Genomic DNA, 26,764 nt, shown 5'->3' on the forward strand with positions numbered 1-26,764 from the left:
AAGGTGCGATGGGGGTGGAGCGTGCTGCCCGCGGCGCTGCTGGATCGGCTCCGGCTTCACGTTCGGATCGGGTTCGAAGCCCGCGATCACTTCCTGCGGAATCTCGCGCTTGATCAGCCGCTCGATGTCGCGCAGCAGCTGCTTCTCGTCGACGCACACGAGCGACACGGCTTCGCCGGTCGCGCCCGCGCGGCCCGTGCGGCCGATCCGGTGCACGTAATCCTCGGGCACGTTCGGCAGGTCGAAGTTGACGACGTGCGGCAACTGGTCGATGTCGATCCCGCGCGCGGCGATATCGGTCGCGACGAGCACCTGCAGCGTGCTGTTCTTGAACTCCGCGAGCGCGCGCGTGCGTGCCGACTGGCTCTTGTTGCCGTGGATCGCCATCGCGCTGATGCCGTCCTTCGTCAGCTGTTCGGCGAGCCGGTTCGCGCCGTGCTTGGTGCGCGTGAACACGAGCACCTGGAACCAGTTGTGTTCGCGGATCAGGTGCGTGAGCAGCTCGCGCTTGCGGTCGCGGTCGACCGGGTGGATCTTCTGCGCGACGCTCTCGGCGGTCGTGTTGCGGCGTGCGACCTCGATCAGCGCGGGCGAGTCGAGCAGGCTGTCGGCGAGCGCCTTGATCTCGTCGGAGAAGGTCGCCGAGAACAGCAGGTTCTGGCGCTGCGGCGGCAGCTTCGCGAGCACGCGCTTGATGTCGTGGATGAAGCCCATGTCGAGCATCCGGTCGGCTTCGTCGAGCACGAGGATGTCGAGATCCGACAGGTCGATCGTCTTCTGCTGCATGTGGTCGAGCAGGCGCCCCGGCGTCGCGACGACGATGTCGACACCGCGCTTGAGCGCATCGATCTGCGGATTGATGCTGACGCCGCCGAACATCACGGTCGAGCGCAGCTTCAGGTACTTGCTGTACGCACGGACGCTTTCCTCGACCTGTGCGGCGAGTTCGCGCGTCGGCGTGAGGATCAGCGCGCGCACCGCGCGCTTCGCGCCGCGATGCTCGGCGTAGAACGTGTGCAGGCGCTGCAGGATCGGCAGCGTGAAGCCGGCGGTCTTGCCGGTGCCCGTTTGTGCGCCGGCGAGCAGGTCGCCGCCGCCGAGGACAGCAGGGATCGCCTGCTGCTGGATCGGAGTCGGCGACGTATAGCCGAGCTCGTTGACCGCCTTGACAAGCGGTTCGGCCAGGCCGAGAGATTCGAAAGACATAGATACCACTCTTGAGTTTTATGATCGGCGACACCTCGCGCGGCCCGCGCGGGGACTGGCGTCGCAAAAAGCAAAGGGGCGCGGCTGCGGTTTCCCGCAGCCGCGCCCCGTTTGCGTCACGCGTTATTTAGTCAAGCGGCGCGGAACGCAGGTCGCTCACCTGTTGGGGCGAGATCGGCGTACCGTTGTTGCCCCACGACATCCGAATATACGTTACAACGGCTGCGACTTCCTGGTTCGACAGCGACTGCGCGAACGGCGGCATGCCGTACGGACGCGGATTCTTGAACGTACTCGGCGGATAACCACCGTTCAGCACCATGCGGATCGGGTTGACCGCCGATTCCATCATGATCGAGTGGTTGCCCGCGAGCGGCGGATACGCCGGCGGCTTGCCCGCGCCGGTTTCGGCGTGGCAGGTCGCGCAGTTGTCGGCGTAGATCTTCTTGCCCTGGTCGAACAACGCGTTGCCGAACTGCTTCGACGGCTCGTACTGCATGTTCTTCGGCGCTTCAGCCTTCTGCGGGATCGACTTCAGGTACGTCGACATCGCGCGCGTATCTTCGTCGGTCATGTACTGCAGGCTGTTGTGGACCACGTCCGCCATCGGGCCGAACACCGCGCCCTTGTGCGACACGCCGGCCTGCAGCAGGTCGGACAGTTCCTGCACGTGCCAGTCGCCGAGGCCGAGTTCCTTGTCGTTCGTCAGCGACGGCGCATACCAGTTCTGCAGCGGGATCAGGCCGCCTGCGAACGCCGACGAGCTCACCGGGCCGCCCATCATGTTGATCGACGTGTGGCACATCGAGCAGTGGCCGAGGCCTTCGACGAGGTAGGCGCCGCGGTTCCATTCGACCGACTTCGTCGGATCCGGCTTGTATTCGCCTTCCTTGAAGAACAGCGTGCGCCAGCCGATCAGCAGGTTGCGGTTGTTGAACGGGAACTTCAGTTCGTGCGGACGGCTCGGCACCGACACCGGCGGGACCGAACGCAGGTACGCGTAGATCGCGTCCGAATCCGAGCGCGTGACCTTCGTGTAGCTCGCGAACGGGAAGCCCGGGTACAGCAGGCTGCCGTCCTTCGAGCGACCCGTGTGCATCGCGCGGTAGAAGTCGTCCGACGTCCACTTGCCGATGCCGTTCTGGTCGTCCGGCGTGATGTTCGGCGTGTACATCGTGCCGAACGGCGTCGCCATCGGCAGGCCGCCCGCGAACGACTTGCCGCCGCGCACGGTGTGGCACGCGATACAGTCGCCGACGCGCGCGAGGTATTCGCCCTTCTTGATCAGCGCGGCCTGGTCGGCCGGCGTGGCCGCGACGGCGGCAGCGCCGTGCAGCGTATCGTTGCCCGGCCACAGGACCGGCACGAGGGCGGCAGCCGCGACGATCGCGACAGCCGAGAGTGCAAACAGGGACTTGCGTTTCATTGTGTCTGTCTCCCTTGCCTTATTGCGGTTCGCTGCCGCAGGCGAGCGGAGTCTTCATCGAGCGCGCCGGGGCCGGCACGGGGTTGGCGGGCGCCGGTTGCGCGGCGAGCCATGCGGTCACGGCCGTCACGTCTTCGTCGGAAAGCTTCGCCGCGATGTCGTGCATGCAATCCGGTGCCTTCGCGTGGCGGTTGCCCGAGCGCCATGCGCCGAGCTGTGCGCTCAGGTAATCGGCGTGCAGGCCGACGAGGCCCGGGATCGCCGGCTGCATGCCGGTCAGCCCTGCGCCGTGGCAGGCAACGCAGGCCGGCAGCTTGCGGGACGGGTCGCCCTGCGTGACGAGCTGCTTGCCGCGCGCGAGCGTCGCGGCCGGCAGCGTCGGCTTCGCCGGCGTCGGGTACGGCGGACGTTCGGCCGAGAAGTGCTCGGCGATCTCGCGCAGGTAGTCGTCGTTCAGGTAGGTCAGCAGGTAGTTCATCGGTGGGTACTTGCGCCGGCCGTCACGGAAGTTGACGAGCTGGTTGTACAGGTACTCGGCCGGCTTGCCGGCAAGACGCGGGAAGTAGTCGTTGTCCGTGCCCTGGCCGTGGACGCCATGGCATGCGGTACAGCCGCGCACGCGCTCGGCCATCGTATCGGGTGCCTTGAGCGGCGCCTGCTGGGCGTGCGCTTGCTCCGTGGGCTTGGTCTGCGCTTGGGCAGCGCTCATAAGGCCCGCTCCGCCGATCAACAGAACGGCGAGCAGCGGACGGAAGAGGCGTCTTGAAGACACACGAGACTCCATGATTATTCGTCGGGGACCTTGTCCGGGCTACGATCGGCTCGGCGCATGGACGGCAGGACAGCCGGGCTGCTGCGACGCGGCATTCTATCATCGATGGGTAATGACGGCTATTTGGCAAAAGGACAGCGGTTCCTGTCTGTTTACGACTTGCGACAATTTGACGCGTATTGCACAGCAGCGAAGTGAACCGGCGTGCGCTTTCACCATCGAAGACCGTACACTCGCGGGTCGCGCGGCGCCGCCTCCGCCGCAGGTCCAGTCATTTCTCCCGTTTCCGGATTCATCGATGACGTTTTCTACCGTGCCGTTGCCTCGTTCCCGTTGTCTGTCCCGTTGCCGCCGCGTCGCCGGCCGGCCGTTTCCGGGAGGGTGCGCGCAATGAAGTTCGACAGCTTGTGGATCGGGCAGGTCGCGCTCGCGGCGCTGATGGACGCCACGTTCGCGATGGCGGTCGGCTCGGCGCTGCTCAAGGCGTGGCTCGGCAAGGACGGCGCGCGGCCGGTCATCGCGCCTTCGCATCCCGCGTGGTTGCGCGCGCAACATTCGCTGGTCGCGGCGGCGCTGGCGCTCGTGCTCGCGGATCTCGGCTGGCTCGTCTACGAGGCCGCGACGATGAGCGGCGCGGGGCTTGGCGGCGCGTTTGCCGCGATTCCCGTCGTGCTGATGCAGACGCACGCGGGCTTCGCGTGGAGCGTCGCGTTCGCCGGTGCGGTGGTGCTCGCGATCGTCGCGCTGGCGAAGCCGGACGGCCCGGTCGCGCACGCGGTGCTGTGGCTCGCGGTGATCGTGGTCGCGGCCGGCAAGGCATCGCTCGGCCATGCGGCCGATACGGGCGCGCTGTCCGCGGCGGTCGGCGTGCAGACGCTGCACCTGCTCGCGACGGCCGTGTGGGGCGGCCTCGTGCTCGCGGGCGGGCTCGCGGTGCTGCCGGCGCTCGGTTCGTCGGTCGCACGCGGCGCGCTGATCCGCATCGGCCAGCAATTGTCGCGTACGTCGATCGTCGCGGTCGTATTCGTGCTCGGGGCGGGCGTGCTCAATGCGGTGCGCGGGCTCGGCGGTTCGCTCGCGCCGCTCGACGGCAGCACGTGGGGGCGCGTGTTGCTGCTGAAGCTGCTGCTCGTCGCGCTCGCGCTCGTGCTCGGCGGCCTGAACCGCTTCTCGGCGCTGCCGCGGCTGCGTCGCACCGCGTCGACCGAGGATGCGCACACGTTCCGCAACATCCTGCATCTCGAAGCGATGACGATGATCGGCGTGTTCGTCGCGGCCGCCGTGCTGTCGTTCAGCGTGCCGGGGTTCGCGGCGCTCGGCTGACGGCAGGTTCCGCATGGCGCGGCGCAAGGTCGCCGGCGCATGCATGGCACGTGCCGCTCGTCGCGCCGCTCACGTAAAAACGGCCGCCTGTCGGGCGGCCGCTCCGAAGTCGCTGCGTATCGCACGGGCCGCAGCCGCGCGCGATGCGCAGCGCGCTCACCACTCGGCGACGCTGCCGTCCGCATGGCGCCACACCGGGTTGCGCCAGCGGTGGCCCGTCTTCGCCATCTCGCGCACCTTTTCCTCGTTGACGTCGATGCCGAGCCCCGGGCCCTGCGGGATCGCGACGAAGCCGTCCTCGTAGCGGAACACCTCGGGGTTGCGCAGGTAGTCGAGCAGGTCGTTGCCCTGGTTGTAGTGGATGCCGAGGCTCTGCTCCTGGATGAACGCGTTGTAGCTGACCGCATCGAGCTGCAGGCACGCGGCGAGCGCGATCGGGCCGAGCGGGCAGTGCAGCGCGAGCGCGACGTCGTAGCTCTCCGCGAGCGTCGCGATCTTGCGGCACTCGGTGATGCCGCCCGCGTGCGACGCGTCGGGCTGGATGATGTCCACGTAACCGCCCGCGAGGATGTGCTTGAAGTCCCAGCGCGAGTACAGCCGCTCGCCGAGCGCGATCGGCGTGTTGGTCTGGTTGACGATGTCGCGCAGCGCCTCGGCGTTCTCCGACAGCACAGGCTCCTCGATGAACATCAGCTTGTACGGGTCGAGCTCCTTCGCGAGCACCTTCGCCATCGGCTTGTGCACGCGGCCGTGGAAGTCGACGCCGATCCCGACGTGCGGGCCGACCGCGTCGCGCACCGCCGCGACGTTCGCGATCACCTGCTCGACCTTGTCGTAGGTGTCGACGATCTGCAGTTCCTCGGAGCCGTTCATCTTCACGGCCTTGAAGCCGCGCTCGACGACCGCGCGCGCATTGTTCGCGACGTCGCTCGGCCGGTCGCCGCCGATCCACGAATACACCTTGATGCGGTCGCGCACCTGGCCGCCCAGCAGCGCGTGCACCGGCACGCCGTGATGCTTGCCCTTGATGTCCCACAGCGCCTGGTCGACGCCCGCGATCGCGCTCATCATGATCGGGCCGCCGCGGTAGAAGCCCGCGCGGTACATCACCTGCCAGTGATCCTCGATCAGCAGCGGATCGCGGCCGACGAGGTAGTCGGCCAGCTCCTGCACGGCGGCCTCGACCGTGTGCGCGCGGCCTTCGACGACCGGCTCGCCCCAGCCGACGATGCCCTCGTCGGTTTCGATCTTGAGGAACAGCCAGCGCGGCGGGACGACGAAAGTTTCGAGGCGAGTGATTTTCACGATGCGAGTCTCCATGGTTGGCCGGCGCGGGCGCTCGGGCGCGGCGCACGGTCGCGTGCTTTCACGATTATCCTAGCGTAGCCGGATAAAAAATAGTATTAATAGCATTATTGTGCAGATAGTGGGCAGCCTGCACGCCGGCCCAACGGAGAACGATCATTCAACACGACCTGCATGGACAGACGGCTTTCCGGCTTGCGACGGCGATCCTGCGCGGCGACTATCCGCCCGAATCGCTGCTGCCGAGGGAGCCCGACCTGATGGAGATGTACGGCGTGAGCCGCACGGTGATGCGCGAGGCGCTGCGCACGCTGACGTCGAAGGGGCTGGTCGAATCGCGGCCGAAGGTCGGCACGCGCGTGCGGCCGCGCCACGCATGGAACCTGCTCGACGCCGACCTGCTCGACTGGTACGCGCGTGTCGCGCCGCCGCTTGCGTTCGCGCTGAAGCTGCAGGAGATGCGCGAGATGATCGAGCCGTACGCGGCCGCGCTCGCCGCGCGCGCGCATACGCCGGAAGCCTTCGACGCGATCGACGACGCGGCGCGCGCGATGGCCGATGCACGCAACGTAGACGAATGGGTGCGCGCCGACCTGCGCTTTCACCTGAGCGTGCTCGCGGCGGGCGGCAACGAGCTGCTGGTGCCGCTCGGCGCGCTGATCGATCGCACGCTCGAGGCGCAACTGCATCTGAATGCGCGCCGCGCGGACGTGTACAACGCGTCGCTTGCCGAGCACACGGCCGTCAGCGACGCGATCCGCGTGCGCGACGAGGACGGCGCGCGCCGCGCGATGGCGGCGCTGCTCGCGGTGACGCGCGCGCGGATCGAGATGTCGTGACGGAACGGGGCGGGCGGGGCGGCGCCGTCAGGCGGCGTTTGCGCAGCCGCCCGGCTTGTGGATGCGCTCCGTCGACGCAGGATACTTCGCGAGCAGGCTTGCCGGACGCCGCGGGCGCACGACCAGGTCGCCGCCGCAGTTCGGGCAGCGGCCTTTCAGCACGTCGTCGGCGCAGGTCGCGCAGAACGTGCATTCAAACGTGCAGATGCGCGCGTCCGCTGAATCGGGCGGCAGGTCCTTGTCGCAGCATTCGCAGCCGGGGCGCAGTTCGAGCATGACGGTTTTCCTTGGTTGGGGAGGGTCAGGACGGGCCGCCGGACATTGCGTGCGGCGCATGTGCGCGCTACTGTACCCGCTTGAATCGGCCTAGCCAACGGTGCCCGTCCGGGCGCCGCCGACGCGCACGGGCCGCACCGGGAGACGACCATGCTTTATCGCGGAAGCTGCCACTGTGGAGACGTGAAGTTCGAGGTGGAAGGCGACCTGCAGGGCGTGATGGCGTGCAATTGCTCGATCTGCCAGCGCAAGGGCGCGCTGATGTGGTTCGTGCCGCGCGACCACATGAAGCTCCTCACGCCCGACGAGAATCTCGCGACCTACCTGTTCAACAAGCACGTGATCAGCCATCGCTTCTGCAAGCGTTGCGGGATGCAGCCGTTCGCCGAGGGCGTTCATCCGAACGGTACCGCGATGGCCGCGATCAACGTGCGCTGCCTCGAGGATGTCGACCTCGACACGCTGCCCATCACGCACTACGACGGCCGCTCGCACTGAGCGGCGTGCCGTCGCGTGAACATGCGCGCCGCGGTCAGGAAGGTTGCGCCGCGGCGGTGCCCGGCGCGGGCATTTCCGCCCGCGGCGCGGGGGCCGCGGCGTGCGTGCCGGTGGCGGCCGGACGCTCGATCAGCGGCGCGAGCGCCGGCGCCATCGACTTCAGCAACTGCACGGCCATCGCGCTCGTGAAGTCGTAGCGCGCCGCATACGGTTCGTGCGCGGTTGCCGTCAGCACCCCGAAGAACCGATCGCCGATCACGAACACGAACGTGCCGCTGCGGTTCACCTTGCGCGACTCGATCAGCCGCGCGCCGCGTGCGTAGACGTTGAAGCGCTGGTCGCCCGTGCCCGTCTTGCCGTATACCGCGAGCGTCTTGCCGTCGGGCAGCGTGAAGCCGCCCGCGAGGCGGCGCGCGGTGCCGTTGAGCACGACGTCGCGCAGCAGCGTGCGCGCCACGGTGACGATTTCCGGCGACAGCGTCGGCTGCGGCTGCGCGGCCGCGCGCACGAAGCGCGTCTCGTACGGCGTGCCCTTCGCGAAGTCGAGCCGCGTGATCGTCTCGGTCGGCGCTTTCTGGCCGCCGTTCGCGATCAGGCCGATCAGTTTCGCGAGCGCGTCGGGCTGGTCGCCCGATGCGCCGATCGCGGCCGCGTAGGACGGCGTGACTTCCGCGAACGGGTAGCCGAGCGCGCGCCACGACTTCGTGATCTCCGCGTACGCGCGCAGCTCGACCATGCGGCGGATGCGCCGGTCCTGGGTTGCGTGGTAGCGCGTCTTGTACAGCCACGAGTACGTGTAGAAACGCGCATCGCGGCTCTCGCGCTGGACCTCGCCGAGCGACGCGGCAGGGTGCGCGCGCAGGTAGTTGAGCGTCCACAGCGCGAGCGGGTGCACGCTTGCGATATAGCCACGATCGTTGAGGTTGAAGCGGTCGATCGCGTATTTCGCGTAGAGCGCGGCGAGATCGTCGTCGGACAGCGTCGCGGCCGGCGTGCCCTTCAGTTGTGCGCGCATCTGCGCATCGAACCATGCGAGCGATTCGTTCGGCGCGACGCTGCGCAGCACCGTCGCGATCTTCGGCGGCGATTTGCGCACGTCCTTCAGCAGCAGCGCGAGCGCGTCGTCGGGCGCCTTGCCCGCATAGCGCGTGTAGTAGCGCTTCACGTAGACCTGGCTTTCGCCGTCGACGAACTGCTGCAGGTAATGCCGGCGCTGCTCGGGATCGCCGAGCCACGACGTCGACGGGCCGGCCGCCTGCAGCGTCTCGTAGTGGACGATGTCGCGCATCAGCCGCACGAACACGAGGTTGACCGAGTGCTCGAACGCCGCGTGCAGCGTCAGGATGCGGCCGTTGTCCGACTTCTCGAAGTTCGAGAACACCTGCGCGCCGCCGCCCGTGTAGAACACGTCGGGGCTCGCCGAATACTTGCGTTCGACGGCCGCGTCGAGCATCGCCTGCAGCGAGCGGTCGCGCGTATGCGACAGATAGTCGAGCGCCCAGCGCGACAGCGCGTCGGCCGGGTCGGGTTTCACGCGGGCCAGCTCCGCGTTCGACAGGTTCGCATAGCGTGCATGCAGGTCGGAGACGATCTGCAGGTACGTGATCAGCGTGCGCAGTTTCGCGGTCGAGCCGAGGTTGATGCGGCCGCCGCGATTCACGTCGAACGGCTCGTTCACGCTGTCGGTCTGCACGCGCAGCATGTTCGCGCCGTTGCGGCGTTCGTACAGCGTGAAGCTGTATGTCAGATGCGACGGGTCGTCCTTCGGCGCGAGCATCTCGTAGCCGTAGAGGCCGGCGGCCTGCGCGCCGTCGCGCGTCGACGCTTTCGCGAGCCGCTCGGCGACGGCCTGCTGCACGCCGTTGTCGAGCGTACTCGTGGCCTCCAGGTCGAACTGGTCGAGCTGGTACACGTCGCTGATGCCGAGGGCCGACAGCAGCGACGCGCGCGCGGACGTCACGGCCTTGCGCGACACGAAGGACTGCACCTGCGCGGCGGCCGGCGGCGCGCTGCGTTCGATCTGCGCGGACAGCGCGGCATCGCGCAATGCAGGCGAGATCACGCCGCCGTTCGACAGCAGCCGCAGGTAGCTGTCGGTCAGCCGCTGCAGTGCCGGATAGCCGCGGTTGAGGAAGTACGACGGCGCGCGCTGCGCGATGATCAGCGACAGCACCTCGCGGAACGTCTTGCCCTGTTCGTCGACGTTGTCGCCGGTCGTCGGCGCGGACAGGACCCGGTTCACGTCGTTGAAGTCGCGGCCGTACCAGGCGGCGAGACCGTCGCCGATGCCGGTGATTTCGCCGATGTGCGGCCGCGCTGCGAGCGGCACCGAGTTCAGGTAGCGCACGACGATCGTGCGGCGCGCGAGCATCGTCTGCGGGCCGTTCAGGTACGCGCGGACCGATGCGGACGCGATCTGCCGCAGCTTTTCCGGCGGCGTCGCGGTGCGGCCCTCGGGCGAATGGCGGAACTTCTCGATCTGTGTCGCGAGCGTGCTGCCGCCCGGGCGCGCCTGGTGACGGTTGACGACGTGCAGGGCCTGGTCGGCGAGCGCGCGGCCGAAGCGCCCCCAGTCGATCGCCGGGTTGCGGTTCGGTTCGTTCGCGTCGAGCAGGTAGCGATCCTCGATGAACAGCAGCGCATCGACGACCACGCGCGGCACCGTGTCGAAATCGGCGTAGACGCGCTGCGGGAACACGGTCGCGAACAGCGGCGCGCCGGTCGAATCGAACAGCATCAGGCCCGCCTGGTCTTTCTCTTCGTAAGGGAGGAACAACCCGCGATCGCCGAGCGACAGCATCCGCTGCGAATCGCGTGCCTGCTTGCCGACGACGAAGCCGCGCGCGAGCAGCCGCTCCTGGAACGACGGAATCATCGCGTAGCCGAGGCGCTGGTCGTAAGGGCCGCTCGCGGGGAAGCGGATATGATCGCTCGGGCCCGTTTCGACCGTGTAGCCGACATCGCGGGTGAGCTCGGACAGGTAGCGCGCCTGCAGCCGGGACGTTTCGATTTCGGTCTGCACGAGTCGCGCAACGATCGCGAACGCGATCACCAGCGCGGCCAGCAAAGACCACTTGACCCACGTCCAGACCGATGCAAGACCGGTCACGCGCGGCAGGATACGATTCAGCGGCCGATTCATGGCGGCGTCTCCCTGAAGGCGCGGGCTCCGGCCGCACCCCATTAAGAATTAGTGTAGTCCTCAACCGCGTGCTGCCAAGGGTGGTTCACTACCGAGATGCGCCGACGCAACGCACGTGCCTGCGACGCGCGGCAAGCGGCGTTGCGGTGCGGCGGCGCGCGCCGTCGCGGGCTAACGTTTGCGCGTTTCGCGCCGAAGCGTCCGCGTGACAAGGGTGCCGGCGCGCAGGCTCGGGCGGCCGGGCAGGCGGTCGATGCACCGGTTTCGTGCGCTGCGGTATCGCGGCAATTCGGGCCGGATCCTGTTCGTGAAATCGCGGGCGGCGCGCGACGACGCTCCGGTTTTCCGCGATAGCCGCGCGCGCCGGCCGCGGGTACGATCGCCGGATCTGCGGCGCATTTCCGCTTTTGCCGGGAGTCCCATGCCGATCCATCCCGTCGCGCTCGTTTGTACGGCCATCCTCGGGCTGCTGCTGTTCGGGCTCGGGCTCGTCGTGTCCGTTACGCGCTTTCAGTGCACCACCGGATCCGGGTGTGCGTCCGATCCGACGAATGCGTTGCACAAGGTCGTGCGCGCGCACGGCAACACGGCCGAATACGCGCCGTTTCTCGCGGTGCTGTTTCTCTATTTCGGCGCACACGATCCGTCGCGCGCGATCCTGTCGCTGATCGTCGCGGCGACCGCGTGCCGCTGCCTGCTCGTGATCGGATTGCTTGCGTGGCCGACGATGGCCAGACCGAATCCCGTGCGTTTCATTGGTGCGCTCGGCACGTATCTGTGCGGCGCCGCGCTGTGCATCGCGCTGTTCGTCTGAGCGGCCGCGACGGCGCGACGTATCACCAGGTCGCGGCAGGGCTCGACGACTTCCCGTCGAAGAGCACCGACGTGTATCTGACTGCCGTCTGCCAGCGCGCGTCGGGCACCGACTCGACGGGGCGGGCGGCGGTCGCCGCGAGCGGTGATATGCTCGCGGGACGCCCGCGACCGACGGGCGGATTCCGATTGCCCGTGCGCGGCCATGCTGCCGCGCGACGCGGCGTTTCCGAGGGAAGAACCGACATCATGAGCCGCAAATTCATTCTGAAGGGCGACACGACCGACCACGGCGGCGTGGTGCTCGAGGGGATCGCCAATTCGTCGTTCGACGGACGCGAACTCGCCTATCTCGGCGCACCCGTGTTCTGCGCCGCGTGCAAGACGACGGGCGTGATCGTGTCGGACGGCGGCGAGCGGACGATGACCGTGATGGGCAAGGTCGTCGCGCTCGAACACGACCTGTGCCAGTGCGTGTGCACGCCGCAGCCGAAACTGATCCCGTCGCAGGGCACGGGGACGATCTCGGGGTGAAACCCGCCGCCGCGGCTCGGCCCGCGGCCGCCCGACCTCAGACGCTGCCTTCCGTCTCGATCACGAGGATGCGCGCTTCGCCGAGCGGATGCGCGACGTGCTCGGTGCCGGCCGTCGCGTGGAAGACGTCGCCGGTTTCGAGCACCGTTGCGTGCTCGTTGCCCGCTACGCGGTAGCGCATCTCGACGCGACCGTCGAGCACGGCGAACACTTCGTCGCCGTCGTTTACATGCCATCGATACGGCCGGTCGGTCCAGTGCAGCCGGACCGTGATGCCGTTCAGGTTCGCGATGTCGAGCGCGCCCCACGGGCGGTTCGCGGTGAACGCTGCGCTGCGGATGATGTTCATCGATATGTTCTCCGGCGCGAGTGCGCGTCGTCTTCCAGCCAACTCATCCGCACCCGAATTCAACGCGACATCGCGCGCAGCGCCTGCTCGATTATCTGCTTGCGTTTCGCGAAGCCGGCCGCCGAACGCTCGGTGACGCGCTTCACGACCGATGCCGGCGCGGTGTCGGGCGAGCCGGCGTCGAACGGCGGCGCGGGTGCGTATTCGAGCTGAAGCTGGATCGCCTGCGCCTCTTCATCGCCGGCCAGCTCCGCGGCGATCGTCAGCGCGAAGTCGATGCCGGCCGTCACGCCGCCGCCCGTGATCAGGTTGCCGTCGCGCACGACACGCTCGCGCACGGGCACCGCACCCAGCGGTTCGAGCAGCGCGTGGAACGCCCAGTGCGTCGTCGCGCGTCGACCGCGCAGCAGGCCGGCCACACCGAGCAGCAGCGCACCCGTGCAGACCGACGTCACGTAGCGCGCGGTGGCCGCGCGCTGCTGCACGAACGCGATCGTTTCGGCATCGAGCAGCAGGTCGTTGATCCCGATGCCGCCCGGAACGCAGATCACGTCGAGCGGCGGGCAATCGTCGAACGTGCAGGTCGGAGCGAGCGCGAGGCCGCTGCTCGACGCGACGGCATCGGGAGACTTCCAGACCAGGTGGACGGTTGCGTCGGGCAGCGACGCGAGCACGTCGTGCGGGCCGGTGAGATCGAGTTGCTGGACGCCGGGAAACACGAGAAGACCGATATGCAGGGTCATGCGAAGACTCCGGGTGGAAGTGGAGCGCGCCGTTGCCGGCACACGATGGACAGATCGATTCTAGGCGCGTAGTGTTTGGCGAAATTGCCATATCACCCACGTTTTCAGCCAATCGCCATGCCTGCCGTTCCGCGCTCGATCCTGATCCTTGCTTTCCCCCGCGCGCAACTGCTCGACGTGACGGGGCCGCTGCAGGTGTTCGCATCCGTCAACGAACTCGCGCTGGAGCGTGGGCAGTCGGCGCCGTATGCGCCGCGTGTCGTCGCGGCCGATGCCGGGCCTATCGAGACGTCGTCGGGCCTCGTCGTGATGGCCGAGTCGCTGCGTTCGGCCGCGCGCCGTCCCGATACGGTGATCGTCGCGGGCGGCAAGGGCGTGCACGCGGCATCGCAGGATGCCCGGCTGGTGCGCTGGGTGCGGCAGCAGTCAGAGCGTGCGCGGCGCGTTGCGTCGGTCTGCACCGGCGCGTTCCTGCTCGCCGAGGCCGGCCTGCTCGACGGACGGCGCGCGGTCACGCACTGGGCGCGCTGCGACGAATTCGCGGCGCGCTACCCGAACGTGCGTGTCGAAGCCGATCCGATCTTCATCCGCGAAGGCGCGCTGTGGACGTCGGCCGGCGTGACGGCCGGCATCGATCTCGCGCTCGCGCTGGTCGAGGAGGATCTCGGCCGCGCGACCGCGCTCGACGCCGCGCGCGAACTCGTCGTGTTCCTCAAGCGTCCGGGCGGACAGGCGCAGTTCAGCGCGATGCTGTCGATGCAGCGCACCGACGACCGCTTCGGCGAACTGCATGCGTGGATGGCCGAGCACCTGGCGGCCGACCTGTCGGTGCCCGCGTTGGCCGAGCGCGTGCGCATGAGCGAGCGCAGCTTCGTGCGCCACTATCGCGCGGAAACCGGGCGCACGCCCGCACGCGCGGTCGAGCAGATCCGCGTCGAGGCCGCGCAGCGCCTGCTCGGCGAAACGACATGGCCCGTCAAGCGGATCGCCGCGCGATGCGGATTCGGTTCGGAGGAGACGTTGCGGCGCAGCTTCGTGCGTGTACTGGGCGTGTCGCCGCAGGCGTATCGGGAGCGGTTCGTGCGGTAGGTTCGTGCGATAACGCGCGGCGCGCGATCGGGGCCGGAGCGGTTGCCGTCTGGAACTGAACGAAAACCGGTCGTTTTCCAGTGCGAAATGCCGAGACTATTCAGGGTTGAAGAACAATGGGTGGGGGCTTGTGCCGTGCCCGCCGCGCGCTCTATTCTGTCCAGTTGGCGATTCGAAGGGGGCAGCATGGACCGAATCCAGGCAATGGAAGTTTTTACCCGTGTGGTCGACGCGAACAGCTTTACGCGCGCGGCCGATACGCTCGCGATGCCGCGTGCGTCGGTGACGACCATCATCCAGAATCTCGAGGCGCTGCTCGGCGTGCGCCTGATGCACCGGACGACGCGCCGGCTGTCGCTGACGCCGGAAGGTGCCGCGTACTACGAGCATTGCATGAAGATCATCGCGGAGATCGCGGAAGCCGACGCGAGCTTCCAGACCGGCAACCGCAAGCCGAGCGGCGTGTTGCGCGTCCACATGCCGAGTTCGCTCGGGCGGCGCATCGTATTGCCGTCGCTGTCGATTTTCCGGCAGCGCTATCCGGACATCACGCTCGAACTGGGGCTTTCCGACCGCTATGTGGATCCGATCGAGGAGGGCATCGACTGCATGATCCGGGTCGGGCCGCTCGAGGATTCGTCGATGGTCGCGCGGCGCATCGGAATGCTGAAGCGCGTGACCTGCGCGTCGCCCGATTACGTCGCGCGTCACGGCGAGCCGCACGAGATTGCCGATCTCGCCGAGCATCATGCGGTGAATTTCCGTTCGAGCCACGGCGCGCGTGCGATTCCGTGGGTGTTCATGATCGACGGCAAGCCGGTCGAGGTGCGGATGAGCGGCGACGTCACGGTCAACGATTCGGATGCCTACGTGACGTGCGGGCTCGAAGGATTCGGGATGATCCAGCCGACGCTGTTCATGGTGCTGCCGAACCTGCTCGACGGGTCGCTGGTCGAGGTGCTGCCGGACTGCAATCCGAAGCCGAAGCCGATCTCGATCGTCTATCCGCACAACCGGCATTTGTCGCAGAAGGTGCGCGTGTTCGCCGACTGGATCGCGGAGGTGTTCGAGTCGACACCGGCGCTGGAGGGTGGGGAGAACTGGCGCGGGAAGGTGCTTGCGCACGCGGCGAAGCTGGAGAGAGGGTCGGTGGCGGCGTGATGAGAGCGGTGCGGCCTGGTCGTCGGCTGCGCCGATTTCATTGGCATCATTAAACGCTGTCGATGGGTTTGCCTTACGGCATCATCGTGGCTGCAAAGCTGATGACGTTGATGCCGACCGCGACAGGAGCGTTTTTTTCTGAGCAAAGAAAAAGAGCCCAGCTTGCGCTGGGCCCTTTTTGCATTTGGTGGCGAATCAGGGATTCGAACCCCGGACCTGCGGATTATGATTCCGTCGCTCTAACCGACTGAGCTAATTCGCCGAAGAAATGAATTATGGAGGTCGGCCGTCGGGCTGTCAACACCTTTTTTCGTCTTAGGTGAAAAAAGGTGCCGGCGGCCCGTGCCGGCGGTGTCGCGGAGCCGGTTGCCGGTCACCGGAGCAAGCCCGGCAACGGCAGCCAGCCCGCGCGTCGACATCAATCCTGCGCGTAGATGTTCGAGTCCTTCGTCTCCTTGACGAACAGCAGGCCGATCACGAACGTGCCCAGCGCGATCACGATCGGATACCAGAGCCCCGAGTAGATGTTGCCCTTCGCCGCGACGATCGCGAACGCGGTTGCCGGCAGGAAGCCGCCGAACCAGCCGTTGCCGATGTGGTACGGCAGCGACATCGACGTATAGCGGATCCGCGTCGGGAACATCTCGACCAGCATCGCGGCGATCGGCCCGTAGACCATCGTCACGTAGATCACGAGGATCGTCAGGATCACGATCGTCATCGGCCAGTTGAGCTGCGCGGGGTCGGCCTTCGCCGGATAGCCCGCCGACTTCAGCGTGGTCGCGAGCGTCTTGTCGAACGCCGCGCCCTTCGTCTTTGCGTCGGCCCCCTTGGCGTCGTATGCGTCGATCACGGTGTCGCCCACCTTGATCTGCGCGGTCGTGCCGGCCGGTGCCGCGACGTTCTCGTAGTTCAGGCCGGCCTTCGCGAGCGCGCTCTTCGCGATGTCGCACGAGTCGGTGAACTTCGACGTGCCGACCGGGTTGAACTGGAACGAGCAGGTGGCCGGATCGGCGACGACGGTGATCGGCGCCTTCTGCGTGGCGATCTCGAGCTGCGGGTTCGCGTAGTGCGTGAGCGCCTTGAACAGCGGGAAGTAGGTCAGCGCCGCGATCAGGCAGCCCGCGAGGATGATCGGCTTGCGGCCGATCTTGTCCGACAGCGAACCGAAGAACAGGAAGAACGGCGTGCCGATCAGGAGCGCGATCGCGATCAGGATGTTCGCGCTTGCGCCGTCGACCTTCAGCGTCTGCGTGAGGAAGAACAGCGCGTAGAACTGGCCCGTGTACCACACGACGGCCTGGCCGGCGGTCAGGCCGACGAGCGCGAGGATCACGATCTTCAGGTTCTTCCACTGGCCGAACGCTTCGGTCAGCGGCGCCTTCGACGTCTTGCCTTCAGACTTGATGCGCAGGAACACCGGCGATTCGTTCAGCTGCAGCCGGATCCACACCGACACCGCGAGCAGCGCGATCGATGCGACGAACGGCACGCGCCAGCCCCAGCTGCCGAACGCTTCCTCGCCGATGAACGTGCGCACGCCGAGGATCACGAGCAGCGACAGGAACAGCCCGAGCGTCGCGGTCGTCTGGATCCACGCGGTGTAGAAGCCGCGCCGGTTCGACGGCGCATGCTCGGCGACATAGGTCGCCGCACCGCCGTACTCGCCGCCGAGCGCGAGGCCCTGCAGCAGCCGCATCGCGATGAAGATCACCGGCGCGGCGATGCCGATCGACGAGTAGCCGGGCAGGAAGCCGACCACGAACGTCGAGATGCCCATGATCACGATCGTTACGAGAAACGTGTGCTTGCGTCCGACCATGTCGCCGAGCCGGCCGAACACGATCGCGCCGAACGGCCGCACCGCGAAGCCGGCCGCGAAGCCGAGCAGCGTGAAGATGAACGCGGCGGTCGGATTGACGCCGGAGAAGAAGCTCTTGCTGATGTAGGCCGCGAGTGAGCCGGCCAGATAAAAGTCGTACCACTCGAACACGGTCCCGAGCGACGACGCGAAGATCACCTTTTTCTCTTCGCCCGTCATCGGCGCGTGCGAAATTTGCCCGCCTAACGTTGCCATGAATCGTCTCCAAGTCCCTTGATATAGATATGCGGCCGCCTTGGGTGGGCGGGCCTGTCGACGATTATTGGCACGGAAACTTACGGCGCACTGACTCGCGCGCACAAAACGACTGCGCGTTAACCCGTGCCGAATCGGATGCTTCGCGCGCCGATCGTGGTGCGAACGTCCGGCAAATCGCCGGTTTCGGCGCGATCGCGTCGCGTTGCCGCGGCGCGTGTCAGGGTTAATCCGGAGCGGCTTCCGCCAGCGGCAGGCTGACGCGCACGAGCGTGCCGGCGAGGCGGGGCGCCTGCTGGTAGACGTGATCGTCGAGCGTCAGCGTGCCGCCGTGCTGCGTGGCGATCTCGCGCACGATCGCGAGCCCGAGGCCGCTGCCGTCGCCTTCGCGGCCGAGGATCCGGTAGAAGCGCTCGACGACGCGCTCGCGCTCGGCGGCCGGGATGCCGGGGCCCGTGTCCTCGACTTCGAGATGCACGAGCCGCGCCGCGGGCTCGGCACGCACGCGCACCGTGATGCGGCCGCCTTCCGGCGTGTAGCGGATCGCGTTGTCGATCAGGTTGCCGAGCATCTCGCGCAGCATCACAGGATTGCCGTCGACGTCGAGCGGCGCGTCGTCCGGCGGGCCTTCGTAACCGAGATCCATCCGCTTCGCGAGCGCGGCCTGCACCCAGTCGCGCACTGCGCGCCGTGCGAGCGCGGCGATCTCGACCGGCGCGAACGTGAGCCCGCTCGCGCGGTTCTCGGCGCGCGCGAGCGCAAGCAGTTGCGTGACGAGCCGCGCGGCCTGCTCGGAGCTCGTCGCGATCTGCTCGAGCGAGCGCTGCACGTCGGGCGGGACGGGGTGGCGCAGCGCGAACTCGGCCTGCGTGCGCAGGCCCGCGAGCGGTGTCTTCATCTGGTGCGCGGCATCGGCGATGAAGCGCTTCTGCAGCGCCATGTTCTGTTCGAGACGCGCGAGCAGGTCGTTGAACGACGTGACGAGCGGTTCGATCTCGGGCGGTGCGCGCTGTGCCTCGACGGGCGACAGGTCGTCGGGCCGCCGCGCGCGGATGTGCGCCTGCAGCGCATTGAGCGGCGCGAGCCCGCGCGACAGCCCGAACCAGACGAGCAGGATCGCGAGCGGCAGGATCACGAACTGCGGCAGGATCACGCCCTTGATGATGTCGTTCGCGAGCGCGTTGCGCTTGTCGAGCGTCTCGCCGACCTGCACGAGCACGGGCTGCGTGCCGCTCGCCTGCGGCAGCGCGACCGTCGTATACGCGACGCGCACGTCGTTGCCGCGCAGCAGGTCGTCGCGAAACACGACGACGCCCGGCGGCGGGCGATCCTCGTCGCGCGGCAGCGGCATGTCGGCTTCGCCCGCGACCAGCTCGCCGCGCGCGCCGAGCACCTGGAAGTAAACGCTGTCGACGTTGTCCGCGCGCAGGAAGTCGCGCGTCTGCTCCGGCAGCGTCAGCTCGGCGACGCCGTTCACCGGATGGATCTGGCGCGCGAGCACGTATGCGTTGGTCTCGAGCGCGCGGTCGAACGGGCCGTTCGCGATGGTCTTCGCGACGAGATAGGTGACGGCGATGCTCATCGGCCACAGCAGCAGCAGCGGCGCGAGCATCCAGTCGAGGATTTCGCCGAACAGCGAGCGCGGGCGCGCAGCCTCGGGCGCGTCGGTTTCGTCGGGCGGCGCGAACGGGTTCTCGTAGCGCGCGTCGCGCGCATCGTCGGCGGCCGACGACGGCGCGCCGGTCGGGTGGCGGGAATGGGCCGGCGTGGCCATCGCGGCGACGCCCGGCTTCAGCGCAGCGGCGTGCCGGCCGTCGCGGGCTGGGGCGCTGTCGTGTCGGCCGGCGCGGCGGGCGCGACCTTTTCGAGGCAATAGCCGAGGCCGCGTACGGTCGAGATCCGGACGCCGCTCGGTTCGATCTTCTTGCGCAGCCGGTGCACGTAGACTTCGATCGCGTTGTTGCTGACTTCCTCGCCCCATTCGCACAGATGGTCGACGAGCTGCTCCTTCGATACGAGCCGGCCGATCCGCTGCAGCAGCACCTCGAGCAGGCCGAGCTCGCGTGCAGAGAGATCGAGCACGCGCTCGTTCGCATACGCGATGCGGCCGACCTGGTCGAACGCGAGCGAGCCGTGCCGCACGACGGTCGGGCCGCCGCCCGCGCCGCGCCGGGTCAGCGCGCGTACGCGCGCCTCGAGCTCGTTGAGCGCGAACGGCTTGGCCATGTAATCGTCCGCGCCGAGGTCGAGACCCTTCACGCGCTCGTCGACACTGTCGGCGGCGGTCAGGATCAGCACGGGGAGGTTGGAATTGCGTGCGCGCAGGCGCTTGAGCACGTCGAGCCCGGACATTTTCGGCAACCCGAGATCGAGGATCAGCAGGTCGAATGTCTGCATCGACAGCGCCGTATCGGCATCGACGCCGCTCTTCACGTGGTCGACCGCATAGCCCGATTGGCGGAGTGACCGGGTGAGGCCGTCCGCGAGTATGCTGTCGTCTTCGGCGATGAGAATTCGCATGTTGCTGACCGATGGCCGGCAGGGTATTCACGCCGGCGCGGCTGTCTCCGAAGTTATTCGTGTACAACGCTCTGCATTGCGGGCTTGCACAAAACACTGTTTTTTTATACAGTGTCTGCATTCGTGGGCGGCGCTTGAAAGCGGGCGCGCCTTTAACAGACGCTGCTCATCATAGCAAAGGACGATTCATGGAAGAAAGCAAGAAGGGCTCCGGGATGACCGCCGAGAAGAGCAAGGCGCTGGCGGCTGCACTCGCGCAGATCGAAAAGCAGTTCGGCAAAGGGTCGATCATGCGGATGGGCGACGGCGAGGTGGCCGAGGACATCCAGGTCGTCTCCACGGGTTCGCTGGGGCTCGACATCGCGCTTGGCGTCGGCGGCCTGCCGCGCGGCCGGGTGGTCGAGATCTACGGTCCGGAATCGTCCGGTAAAACCACGCTCACGCTGCAGGTGATCGCCGAGCTGCAGAAGATCGGCGGCACGGCCGCGTTCATCGACGCCGAGCATGCGCTCGACGTCCAGTACGCGTCGAAGCTCGGCGTGAACGTGCCGGAACTGCTGATCTCGCAGCCGGACACCGGCGAGCAGGCGCTGGAAATCACCGATGCGCTGGTGCGCTCGGGCTCGATCGACATGATCGTCATCGACTCGGTCGCGGCGCTCGTGCCGAAGGCCGAAATCGAAGGCGAGATGGGCGATTCGCTGCCGGGCCTGCAGGCCCGCCTGATGTCGCAGGCGCTGCGCAAGCTGACCGGCACGATCAAGCGCACGAACTGCCTCGTGATCTTCATCAACCAGATTCGCATGAAGATCGGCGTGATGTTCGGCAACCCGGAAACCACGACGGGCGGCAACGCGCTGAAGTTCTATGCGTCGGTGCGTCTCGACATCCGCCGGATCGGCTCGATCAAGAAGAACGACGAAGTGATCGGCAACGAAACCCGCGTGAAGGTCGTCAAGAACAAGGTGTCGCCGCCGTTCCGCGAAGCGATCTTCGACATCCTGTACGGCGAGGGCATCTCGCGTCAGGGCGAGATCATCGACCTCGGCGTGCAGGCGAAGATCGTCGACAAGGCGGGCGCCTGGTACAGCTACAACGGCGAGAAGATCGGCCAGGGCAAGGACAACGCGCGTGAATTCCTGCGCGAGAATCCGGAAATCGCGCGCGAGATCGAGAACCGCATCCGCGAATCGCTCGGTGTCGTCGCAATGCCCGATGGCGCAGACAACGAAGCCGAGGCGATGGACGAAGAAGAGTGATGGTCGGGCGCCGAGGTCAGGCTGGCGAGCCGGCGGAGAGCGACGCGCCCGAAACGGCGGGTCGCTCCGGCCGGCGAGCCGGTTCCTCGGGCGCCGACCGGCGGGTCGCGGGCAGCAACGCCGCGAACCGCACCGCGACGAGGGCATCCGACGATGCCCTCGTTTCGTTTGAGATTGCCGCGCCGGACGATCCGTTCGACGACGATGAATCGTTCGACGCGCACGACCGGTCCCGCCGTCGCGTATCCGGTGTCAGCTTCCCGGGCGATCGCGCGTCCGATGCGTCGGCGCCTGCGACGGAAGACGTCTATACGCGCAGCAGCCAGCATCCGCGTCGCACGCGCCGCGCGTCCGGCACTTCTTCAAGCGCTGCCTCCGGCGACGATCCGGGCACCGGCAAACGCAAGTCGTCGAAGCCGCCGCGTTCGTTGAGGGGCCGCGCGCTCGGCTATTTGTCGAGGCGCGAATACAGCCGCACGGAACTCGCGCGCAAGCTCGCGCCGTATGTCGGCGAAGACGAGTCCATCGAACCGGTGCTCGATGCGCTGGAGAAGGAAGGCTGGCTGTCCGACGCGCGCTTTGCCGAGAGCCTCGTGCATCGTCGCGCGTCGCGCGTCGGGGTCGCACGCATCGTCAGCGAGCTGAAGCGCCATGCGGTCGGCGACACGCTCGTCGAGGAAGTGAACGCGCAGTTGCGCGAGACCGAATGGGCGCGCGCGCAGGCGGTCTGGCGCAAGAAATTCGGTGCACTGCCGCAAACGCCGGCCGAGCGTGCGAAGCAGGCGCGCTTTCTCGCCGCGCGCGGCTTCTCGAGCGCGACCATCGTGAAGTTGCTGAAGGTCGGCGACGACTTCCCGATCGACGACTGACCGGTTCAGTCGCGCGCGCTGCGCGCGATTTTGCTGCAACGCAACCGCTTCCGGACAGGCGGGAATACCCGCCGTCGCGGCCGGATGCCTCAAATACCCAATATGCTAAAATCCACGGGTTTTCCTCTTCGGCCTCAACCTCCAGCATGCCGCTATCCGAGCCCGTGCCCCGTCAGTTGCGACATCGACGCGCAATCCGAGCGGAAGCTTACGAGCGCGGCGACGGCTTGTGGGACATCGAAGCCTGCCTGACCGACCACAAGCCGCGCGACGTCGCGCTTGCGTCGGGCATCCGGCCCCAAGGCCTGCCGATCCACGAACTCTGGCTGCGCGTGACTATCGATCGTGAACTCAATGTCGTCGACGCCGAAGCGTCTTCGGAATGGGTGCCTTATCCCGGTCAGTGTCAATCCGCCCCTCCCGCCTATCGGGCCCTCATCGGGCTCAATCTCTTCCGCCACTTCCGCCGCGATGCGAACCGACTGCTGTCCGGTGTCGCAGGCTGCTCCCATCTCACCGAACTGTGCGCCGTGCTGCCGACGGCAGCGATCCAGGCGTTCGCCGGTGACGTGTGGAACGTGCGCGAGGAGGGGGGCGAAGGGCCGGATCACGACGGCGTGCGCGACGAACCGCCTTTCCAGCTCGGCCGCTGCCGTGCGCTGCGGTTCGACGGCGAGGTCGTGCGGCAGTACTACCCGCGCTGGTATGGCGCGGAGCGGCCGAACGTGCCCGGTGAAGGCAGCACGAAGGAATGAACGGAAATCATTCGAAGAAGCGTCTTAAGCGACTTTTCATCCAACTCTCAGACTGAAGGGAATCACGCATGAAGATTCACGAGTACCAGGGTAAGGAAATCCTGCGGAAATTCGGAGTCGCGGTACCGCGCGGCAAGCCGGCATTCTCGGTTGACGAGGCCGTCAAGGTGGCGGAAGAGCTCGGCGGCCCGGTGTGGGTCGTCAAGGCTCAGATTCACGCGGGTGGCCGCGGCAAGGGCGGCGGTGTGAAGGTGGCGAAGTCGATCGAGCAGGTTCGCGAATACGCGAACCAGATCCTCGGCATGCAGCTCGTCACGCACCAGACCGGTCCGGAAGGCCAGAAGGTCAACCGTCTGATGATCGAAGAAGGCGCCGACATCAAGCAGGAACTGTATGTCAGCCTCGTCGTTGATCGCATCTCGCAAAAGATCGTGCTGATGGGTTCGAGCGAAGGCGGCATGGACATCGAGGAAGTTGCCGAGAAGCACCCGGAACTGATCCACAAGGTCATCGTCGAGCCGTCGACCGGCCTGCTCGACGCCCAGGCCGACGACCTCGCCGCGAAGATCGGCGTGCCGGCTGCCTCGATTCCGCAAGCGCGTGCCATCCTGCAAGGCCTGTACAAGGCATTCTGGGAAACCGACGCGTCGCTGGCCGAAATCAACCCGCTGAACGTCTCCGGCGACGGCAAGGTCATCGCACTCGACGCGAAGTTCAACTTCGACTCGAACGCACTGTTCCGTCATCCGGAAATCGTCGCTTACCGCGACCTGGACGAAGAAGATCCGGCTGAAATCGAAGCGTCGAAGTTCGACCTCGCGTACATCTCGCTCGACGGCAACATCGGCTGTCTCGTGAACGGCGCAGGCCTTGCGATGGCGACGATGGACACCATCAAGCTGTTCGGCGGCGAACCGGCGAACTTCCTGGACGTCGGCGGTGGTGCGACGACCGAGAAGGTCACGGAAGCGTTCAAGCTGATGCTGAAGAACCCGGACCTGAAGGCGATCCTCGTGAACATCTTCGGCGGCATCATGCGCTGCGACGTGATCGCGGAAGGCGTGATCGCCGGTTCGAAGGCCGTGAACCTGAAGGTGCCGCTCGTCGTGCGCATGAAGGGCACGAACGAGGACCTCGGCAAGAAGATGCTGGCCGATTCGGGCCTGCCGATCATCTCGGCGGACAGCATGGAAGAAGCTGCGCAGAAGGTCGTCGCGGCTGCCGCAGGCAAGTAAGCGCGCTCAATGAATAGGTATGGCGGCGCGGCTTGCACGCGACGCCAATCGAACAGAGGTCAAAATACATGTCGATTCTGATCAACAAGGACACGAAGGTCATCACGCAGGGCATTACCGGCAAAACCGGTCAGTTCCACACGCGCGCCTGCCGTGAATATGCAAACGGCCGCGAAGCATTCGTCGCGGGCGTGAACCCGAAGAAGGCCGGCGAAGATTTCGAAGGCATTCCGATCTACGCAAGCGTCAAGGAAGCGAAGGAAGAAACCGGCGCGACCGTGTCGGTCATCTACGTTCCGCCGGCAGGCGCTGCCGCTGCGATCTGGGAAGCGGTCGAAGCCGATCTGGATCTCGCGATCTGCATCACGGAAGGCATTCCCGTGCGCGACATGATCGAAGTGAAGGACCGTATGCGCCGCGAAGGCCGCAAGACGCTGCTGCTCGGGCCGAACTGCCCGGGCACGATCACGCCGGACGAACTGAAGATCGGCATCATGCCGGGTCACATCCACCGCAAGGGCCGCATCGGCGTCGTGTCGCGTTCGGGCACGCTGACGTATGAAGCCGTGGCACAGCTGACGGCACTCGGCCTCGGCCAGTCGTCGGCAGTCGGTATCGGCGGCGACCCGATCAACGGTCTGAAGCACATCGACGTGATGAAGATGTTCAACGACGATCCGGATACGGACGCGGTCGTGATGATCGGCGAAATCGGCGGTCCGGACGAAGCCAATGCGGCCGAGTGGATCAAGGCCAACATGAAGAAGCCGGTCGTCGGCTTCATCGCAGGCGTCACGGCGCCTCCGGGCAAGCGCATGGGCCACGCCGGCGCGCTGATCTCGGGCGGCGCGGATACGGCCGAAGCGAAGCTGGAAATCATGGAAGCGTGCGGCATCACCGTCACGCGCAACCCGTCGGAAATGGGCCGCCTGCTGAAGGCAGCGCTGTAATATTTCCGCCAGGGTTCGTCCCGCAGAAAACGCCGGCTTCGCCGGCGTTTTTTGTTATGCTCGCGCAATGAATTCGTAAGCACCGGGCATGCATCGCGCATGTGCCGGCGATGAACCGGGCCGCCCGCCGGGTGGCCATATCCAGCACATCACCCCCATGCTCGAATTCCTGACGTCGCTGCACTGGGGCGCCGTTCTCCAGATCGTCATCATCGACATCCTGCTCGGCGGCGACAACGCGGTCGTGATCGCGCTCGCGTGCCGCAACCTGCCGGCGAACCAGCGGCTGCGCGGCGTCGTCTGGGGTACCGCGGGGGCGATCCTGCTGCGCGTCGCGCTGATCACGTTCGCGGTCGCGCTGCTCGACGTGCCGTTCCTGAAGATCGGCGGCGGGCTGCTGCTGCTTTGGATCGGCGTCAAGCTCATGGCGCCGGCCGCCGATGCGCACGACCACATCAAGCCGGCCGACCGGCTGTGGGACGCCGTGAAGACGATCGTGATCGCCGATGCGGTGATGAGCCTCGACAACGTGATCGCGATCGCCGGCGCGGCCGAGCAGGCCGACCCGTCGCACCGGATCGCGCTCGTGATCTTCGGGCTTGTCGTCAGCGTGCCGATCATCGTGTGGGGCAGCACGCTGGTGCTGAAAATGCTCGACCGCTTCCCCATCGTCGTGACGCTCGGCGCCGCGCTGCTTGGCTGGATCGCGGGCGGGCTGATCGTGAACGATCCGGTCGGCGACCGTTGGCCGGTGCTCGATACGCCACCCGCGATCTACGGCGCGAGCATGGCCGGCGCACTGTTCGTCGTGGCGGCCGGTTACGCGCTCAGGAGGCGCCGCGGCGTACCGGGCGCGCACTGACGTTGGCCGTCCGGCCGACTGCCGGGTTCGCGGCCCGCTGGCTACGATCGAGACGCCTGCCTTTATCGGCAGGCGTTTTTCGTTTCCGGAGCCTGCCATGTTCGAAGCCTTTTCCGTTTCACTGTTCCGTCGCGTTGCCGCCGATCTGCGGCGCGCGAACCGGCCGTCGCCGCGCTGGCGGCCGGCCGGCTTCACGCTGATCGAGCTGATGATCGTGCTGGCGATCGTCGGCGTCGTCGCCGCCTATGCGATTCCCGCGTACCAGGATTACCTCGCGCGTTCGCGTGTCGGCGAGGGGCTCGCGCTCGCATCGTCCGCGCGGCTCGCGGTTGCCGACAACGCGGCGAGCGGCGCGAGCCTCGACGGCGGCTACAGCCCGCCGGCCGCTACCCGCAACGTCGAATCGGTTGCGATCGACGGCGAGACCGGCCAGATCACGGTCGCGTTCACGACCCGCGTCGCCGCGGCCGGCACGAATACGCTGGTACTCGTGCCGTCCGCGCCCGACAAGGCCGATGCGCCCACCGCGCGCGTGGCGCTCAAAAAGGGCGCGATGCAAGCCGGTGCGATCGCGTGGGAATGCTTCGCCGCCGGCAAGGATGCGTCGTCGCTGCCGGCGCCGGGGGCCGGGCCGCTGCCGGGCACCGCCGCGACGCTGCCGGCGAAATATGCGCCCGCGGAGTGCCGAGCGTAGCGCCGGCGGAGGAGGAGGGCGACGGCGCGCGGGGCACGCCGGCCGCCGCTTCGGCCGGCCGGGCCGG

General features: G+C 67.2%; 25 protein-coding genes and 1 tRNA gene. 14 read left to right on the plus strand and 12 right to left on the minus strand.

Annotation, left to right across the window (positions count from 1 at the left end):
* The 3 genes from GD429_RS31730 to GD429_RS31740 all read right to left on the minus strand — a co-directional run.
* A partial coding sequence (locus tag GD429_RS31730; protein ID WP_152863067.1) for a DEAD/DEAH box helicase occupies window positions 1-1,206 on the minus strand: 1,206 nt, incomplete at its 3' end.
* Window positions 1,207-1,333: 127 nt separating this feature from the next.
* The gene (locus GD429_RS31735) at window positions 1,334-2,632 is read right to left on the minus strand and encodes a c-type cytochrome (protein ID WP_152863069.1); all 1,299 of its coding nucleotides are present in this window, start codon (window positions 2,630-2,632) and stop codon (window positions 1,334-1,336) included.
* Window positions 2,633-2,651: 19 nt separating this feature from the next.
* Window positions 2,652-3,416, minus strand: coding sequence for a c-type cytochrome (locus tag GD429_RS31740; RefSeq protein WP_072443436.1), 765 nt, complete (start codon window positions 3,414-3,416; stop codon window positions 2,652-2,654).
* A 378-nt stretch (window positions 3,417-3,794) separates the two neighbouring features.
* Between GD429_RS31740 and GD429_RS31745 the strand changes: the two genes are divergently transcribed.
* On the plus strand, window positions 3,795-4,727 hold the full coding sequence (locus tag GD429_RS31745; RefSeq protein WP_152863071.1) for a CopD family protein: 933 nt from the start codon (window positions 3,795-3,797) through the stop codon (window positions 4,725-4,727).
* A gap of 156 nt (window positions 4,728-4,883) precedes the next feature.
* Here the strand turns inward: GD429_RS31745 and dgoD are convergent, their stop codons facing one another.
* Window positions 4,884-6,032: a galactonate dehydratase gene (gene dgoD / locus GD429_RS31750; RefSeq protein WP_021160175.1), complete on the minus strand. Its 1,149-nt coding sequence runs from the start codon at window positions 6,030-6,032 to the stop codon at window positions 4,884-4,886.
* Between the two features lie 155 nt (window positions 6,033-6,187).
* Between dgoD and GD429_RS31755 the strand changes: the two genes are divergently transcribed.
* Window positions 6,188-6,871, plus strand: a complete 684-nt coding sequence (locus tag GD429_RS31755; RefSeq protein WP_258282884.1) for a FadR/GntR family transcriptional regulator — start codon at window positions 6,188-6,190, stop codon at window positions 6,869-6,871.
* 27 nt (window positions 6,872-6,898) lie between these two features.
* On the opposite strand, the gene GD429_RS31760 is transcribed toward GD429_RS31755, so the two are convergent.
* Window positions 6,899-7,147 (minus strand): DUF1272 domain-containing protein, encoded by a 249-nt coding sequence (locus tag GD429_RS31760; RefSeq protein ID WP_034178947.1) that lies wholly within the window; start codon window positions 7,145-7,147, stop codon window positions 6,899-6,901.
* A 150-nt stretch (window positions 7,148-7,297) separates the two neighbouring features.
* Between GD429_RS31760 and GD429_RS31765 the strand changes: the two genes are divergently transcribed.
* On the plus strand, window positions 7,298-7,645 hold the full coding sequence (locus GD429_RS31765) for a GFA family protein (RefSeq protein ID WP_152863076.1): 348 nt from the start codon (window positions 7,298-7,300) through the stop codon (window positions 7,643-7,645).
* 34 nt (window positions 7,646-7,679) lie between these two features.
* Here GD429_RS31765 and GD429_RS31770 read toward each other — a convergent pair whose 3' ends face one another.
* Complete coding sequence (locus GD429_RS31770) at window positions 7,680-10,787, minus strand: biosynthetic peptidoglycan transglycosylase (protein WP_152863078.1); 3,108 nt, start codon at window positions 10,785-10,787, stop codon at window positions 7,680-7,682.
* A 421-nt stretch (window positions 10,788-11,208) separates the two neighbouring features.
* On the opposite strand from GD429_RS31770, the gene GD429_RS31775 reads away from it, so the two are divergent.
* Both GD429_RS31775 and GD429_RS31785 read left to right on the plus strand, forming a co-directional pair.
* Entirely contained in the window at window positions 11,209-11,601 is a 393-nt protein-coding gene (locus GD429_RS31775; RefSeq protein ID WP_152863080.1) for an MAPEG family protein, read from the plus strand.
* 248 nt (window positions 11,602-11,849) lie between these two features.
* Entirely contained in the window at window positions 11,850-12,134 is a 285-nt protein-coding gene (locus GD429_RS31785; protein ID WP_034179418.1) for a PAAR domain-containing protein, read from the plus strand.
* Between the two features lie 37 nt (window positions 12,135-12,171).
* On the opposite strand, the gene GD429_RS31790 is transcribed toward GD429_RS31785, so the two are convergent.
* Together GD429_RS31790 and GD429_RS31795 are read right to left on the minus strand one after the other, a co-directional pair.
* Complete coding sequence (locus GD429_RS31790) at window positions 12,172-12,483, minus strand: cupin domain-containing protein (RefSeq protein ID WP_152863082.1); 312 nt, start codon at window positions 12,481-12,483, stop codon at window positions 12,172-12,174.
* A gap of 59 nt (window positions 12,484-12,542) precedes the next feature.
* The gene (locus GD429_RS31795) at window positions 12,543-13,226 is read right to left on the minus strand and encodes a DJ-1/PfpI family protein (RefSeq protein WP_152863084.1); all 684 of its coding nucleotides are present in this window, start codon (window positions 13,224-13,226) and stop codon (window positions 12,543-12,545) included.
* A 117-nt stretch (window positions 13,227-13,343) separates the two neighbouring features.
* On the opposite strand from GD429_RS31795, the gene GD429_RS31800 reads away from it, so the two are divergent.
* Entirely contained in the window at window positions 13,344-14,315 is a 972-nt protein-coding gene (locus GD429_RS31800; protein WP_152863085.1) for a GlxA family transcriptional regulator, read from the plus strand.
* Window positions 14,316-14,501: 186 nt separating this feature from the next.
* Window positions 14,502-15,476 carry a LysR family transcriptional regulator gene (locus GD429_RS31805; protein WP_152863087.1) on the plus strand — a complete coding sequence of 325 codons (975 nt, stop codon included), beginning with the start codon at window positions 14,502-14,504 and terminating at the stop codon, window positions 15,474-15,476.
* A 185-nt stretch (window positions 15,477-15,661) separates the two neighbouring features.
* Here GD429_RS31805 and GD429_RS31810 read toward each other — a convergent pair.
* The 4 genes from GD429_RS31810 to GD429_RS31825 form a co-directional block, all read right to left on the minus strand.
* Window positions 15,662-15,738: transfer RNA gene (locus GD429_RS31810), tRNA-Met, on the minus strand.
* A 156-nt stretch (window positions 15,739-15,894) separates the two neighbouring features.
* The gene (locus GD429_RS31815; RefSeq protein ID WP_152863089.1) at window positions 15,895-17,553 is read right to left on the minus strand and encodes an MFS transporter; all 1,659 of its coding nucleotides are present in this window, start codon (window positions 17,551-17,553) and stop codon (window positions 15,895-15,897) included.
* Window positions 17,554-17,779: 226 nt separating this feature from the next.
* Complete coding sequence (locus GD429_RS31820; protein WP_152863091.1) at window positions 17,780-19,327, minus strand: sensor histidine kinase; 1,548 nt, start codon at window positions 19,325-19,327, stop codon at window positions 17,780-17,782.
* Window positions 19,328-19,344: 17 nt separating this feature from the next.
* A complete protein-coding gene (locus GD429_RS31825) occupies window positions 19,345-20,073 on the minus strand; it encodes a response regulator transcription factor (protein WP_152863093.1) in 729 nt (242 codons plus the stop codon).
* A gap of 188 nt (window positions 20,074-20,261) precedes the next feature.
* Here GD429_RS31825 and recA point away from each other — a divergent pair, with 188 nt between their 5' ends.
* The 7 genes from recA (at window position 20,262) to GD429_RS31860 (ending at window position 26,697) form a co-directional block, all read left to right on the plus strand.
* Window positions 20,262-21,332: a recombinase RecA gene (gene recA / locus GD429_RS31830; protein WP_152863095.1), complete on the plus strand. Its 1,071-nt coding sequence runs from the start codon at window positions 20,262-20,264 to the stop codon at window positions 21,330-21,332.
* Complete coding sequence (gene recX, locus GD429_RS31835; RefSeq protein ID WP_152863097.1) at window positions 21,332-22,201, plus strand: recombination regulator RecX; 870 nt, start codon at window positions 21,332-21,334, stop codon at window positions 22,199-22,201. Before recA ends, recX begins: the two co-directional genes overlap by 1 nt.
* A 146-nt stretch (window positions 22,202-22,347) precedes the next feature.
* On the plus strand, window positions 22,348-22,956 hold the full coding sequence (locus GD429_RS31840) for a DUF2889 domain-containing protein (RefSeq protein ID WP_152863100.1): 609 nt from the start codon (window positions 22,348-22,350) through the stop codon (window positions 22,954-22,956).
* 68 nt (window positions 22,957-23,024) lie between these two features.
* Window positions 23,025-24,191 carry an ADP-forming succinate--CoA ligase subunit beta gene (gene sucC, locus GD429_RS31845; RefSeq protein WP_110281496.1) on the plus strand — a complete coding sequence of 389 codons (1,167 nt, stop codon included), beginning with the start codon at window positions 23,025-23,027 and terminating at the stop codon, window positions 24,189-24,191.
* Between the two features lie 68 nt (window positions 24,192-24,259).
* Window positions 24,260-25,141, plus strand: coding sequence for a succinate--CoA ligase subunit alpha (gene sucD, locus GD429_RS31850; protein ID WP_034178933.1), 882 nt, complete (start codon window positions 24,260-24,262; stop codon window positions 25,139-25,141).
* A gap of 157 nt (window positions 25,142-25,298) precedes the next feature.
* Window positions 25,299-26,003 carry a TerC family protein gene (locus GD429_RS31855; RefSeq protein ID WP_152863102.1) on the plus strand — a complete coding sequence of 235 codons (705 nt, stop codon included), beginning with the start codon at window positions 25,299-25,301 and terminating at the stop codon, window positions 26,001-26,003.
* Between the two features lie 97 nt (window positions 26,004-26,100).
* Window positions 26,101-26,697 (plus strand): pilin, encoded by a 597-nt coding sequence (locus GD429_RS31860; RefSeq protein WP_152863104.1) that lies wholly within the window; start codon window positions 26,101-26,103, stop codon window positions 26,695-26,697.
* The last annotated feature ends 67 nt before the right edge of the window (window positions 26,698-26,764 follow it).

Origin of the sequence: Burkholderia sp. BE17, assembly GCF_009362305.1 — a bacterium.
Taxonomy (GTDB): Bacteria; Pseudomonadota; Gammaproteobacteria; order Burkholderiales; family Burkholderiaceae; genus Burkholderia; species Burkholderia pyrrocinia_C.

What these genes read in the sequence shown, in the direction of transcription:
- GD429_RS31820 (WP_152863091.1), bottom strand. Translation starts at nt 19,327, where the DNA reads ATGGCCACGCCGGCCCATTCCCGCCACCCGACCGGCGCGCCGTCGTCG.
- GD429_RS31765 (WP_152863076.1), top strand. Translation starts at nt 7,298, where the DNA reads ATGCTTTATCGCGGAAGCTGCCACTGTGGAGACGTGAAGTTCGAGGTG.
- GD429_RS31815 (WP_152863089.1), bottom strand. Translation starts at nt 17,553, where the DNA reads ATGGCAACGTTAGGCGGGCAAATTTCGCACGCGCCGATGACGGGCGAA.
- recX (WP_152863097.1), top strand. Translation starts at nt 21,332, where the DNA reads ATGGTCGGGCGCCGAGGTCAGGCTGGCGAGCCGGCGGAGAGCGACGCG.
- GD429_RS31825 (WP_152863093.1), bottom strand. Translation starts at nt 20,073, where the DNA reads ATGCGAATTCTCATCGCCGAAGACGACAGCATACTCGCGGACGGCCTC.
- sucD (WP_034178933.1), top strand. Translation starts at nt 24,260, where the DNA reads ATGTCGATTCTGATCAACAAGGACACGAAGGTCATCACGCAGGGCATT.
- GD429_RS31790 (WP_152863082.1), bottom strand. Translation starts at nt 12,483, where the DNA reads ATGAACATCATCCGCAGCGCAGCGTTCACCGCGAACCGCCCGTGGGGC.
- GD429_RS31805 (WP_152863087.1), top strand. Translation starts at nt 14,502, where the DNA reads ATGGACCGAATCCAGGCAATGGAAGTTTTTACCCGTGTGGTCGACGCG.
- recA (WP_152863095.1), top strand. Translation starts at nt 20,262, where the DNA reads ATGGAAGAAAGCAAGAAGGGCTCCGGGATGACCGCCGAGAAGAGCAAG.
- GD429_RS31775 (WP_152863080.1), top strand. Translation starts at nt 11,209, where the DNA reads ATGCCGATCCATCCCGTCGCGCTCGTTTGTACGGCCATCCTCGGGCTG.
- GD429_RS31735 (WP_152863069.1), bottom strand. Translation starts at nt 2,632, where the DNA reads ATGAAACGCAAGTCCCTGTTTGCACTCTCGGCTGTCGCGATCGTCGCG.
- GD429_RS31855 (WP_152863102.1), top strand. Translation starts at nt 25,299, where the DNA reads ATGCTCGAATTCCTGACGTCGCTGCACTGGGGCGCCGTTCTCCAGATC.
- GD429_RS31840 (WP_152863100.1), top strand. Translation starts at nt 22,348, where the DNA reads ATGCCGCTATCCGAGCCCGTGCCCCGTCAGTTGCGACATCGACGCGCA.
- GD429_RS31770 (WP_152863078.1), bottom strand. Translation starts at nt 10,787, where the DNA reads ATGAATCGGCCGCTGAATCGTATCCTGCCGCGCGTGACCGGTCTTGCA.
- sucC (WP_110281496.1), top strand. Translation starts at nt 23,025, where the DNA reads ATGAAGATTCACGAGTACCAGGGTAAGGAAATCCTGCGGAAATTCGGA.
- GD429_RS31785 (WP_034179418.1), top strand. Translation starts at nt 11,850, where the DNA reads ATGAGCCGCAAATTCATTCTGAAGGGCGACACGACCGACCACGGCGGC.
- GD429_RS31760 (WP_034178947.1), bottom strand. Translation starts at nt 7,147, where the DNA reads ATGCTCGAACTGCGCCCCGGCTGCGAATGCTGCGACAAGGACCTGCCG.
- GD429_RS31860 (WP_152863104.1), top strand. Translation starts at nt 26,101, where the DNA reads ATGTTCGAAGCCTTTTCCGTTTCACTGTTCCGTCGCGTTGCCGCCGAT.
- GD429_RS31745 (WP_152863071.1), top strand. Translation starts at nt 3,795, where the DNA reads ATGAAGTTCGACAGCTTGTGGATCGGGCAGGTCGCGCTCGCGGCGCTG.
- GD429_RS31740 (WP_072443436.1), bottom strand. Translation starts at nt 3,416, where the DNA reads ATGGAGTCTCGTGTGTCTTCAAGACGCCTCTTCCGTCCGCTGCTCGCC.
- GD429_RS31795 (WP_152863084.1), bottom strand. Translation starts at nt 13,226, where the DNA reads ATGACCCTGCATATCGGTCTTCTCGTGTTTCCCGGCGTCCAGCAACTC.
- GD429_RS31800 (WP_152863085.1), top strand. Translation starts at nt 13,344, where the DNA reads ATGCCTGCCGTTCCGCGCTCGATCCTGATCCTTGCTTTCCCCCGCGCG.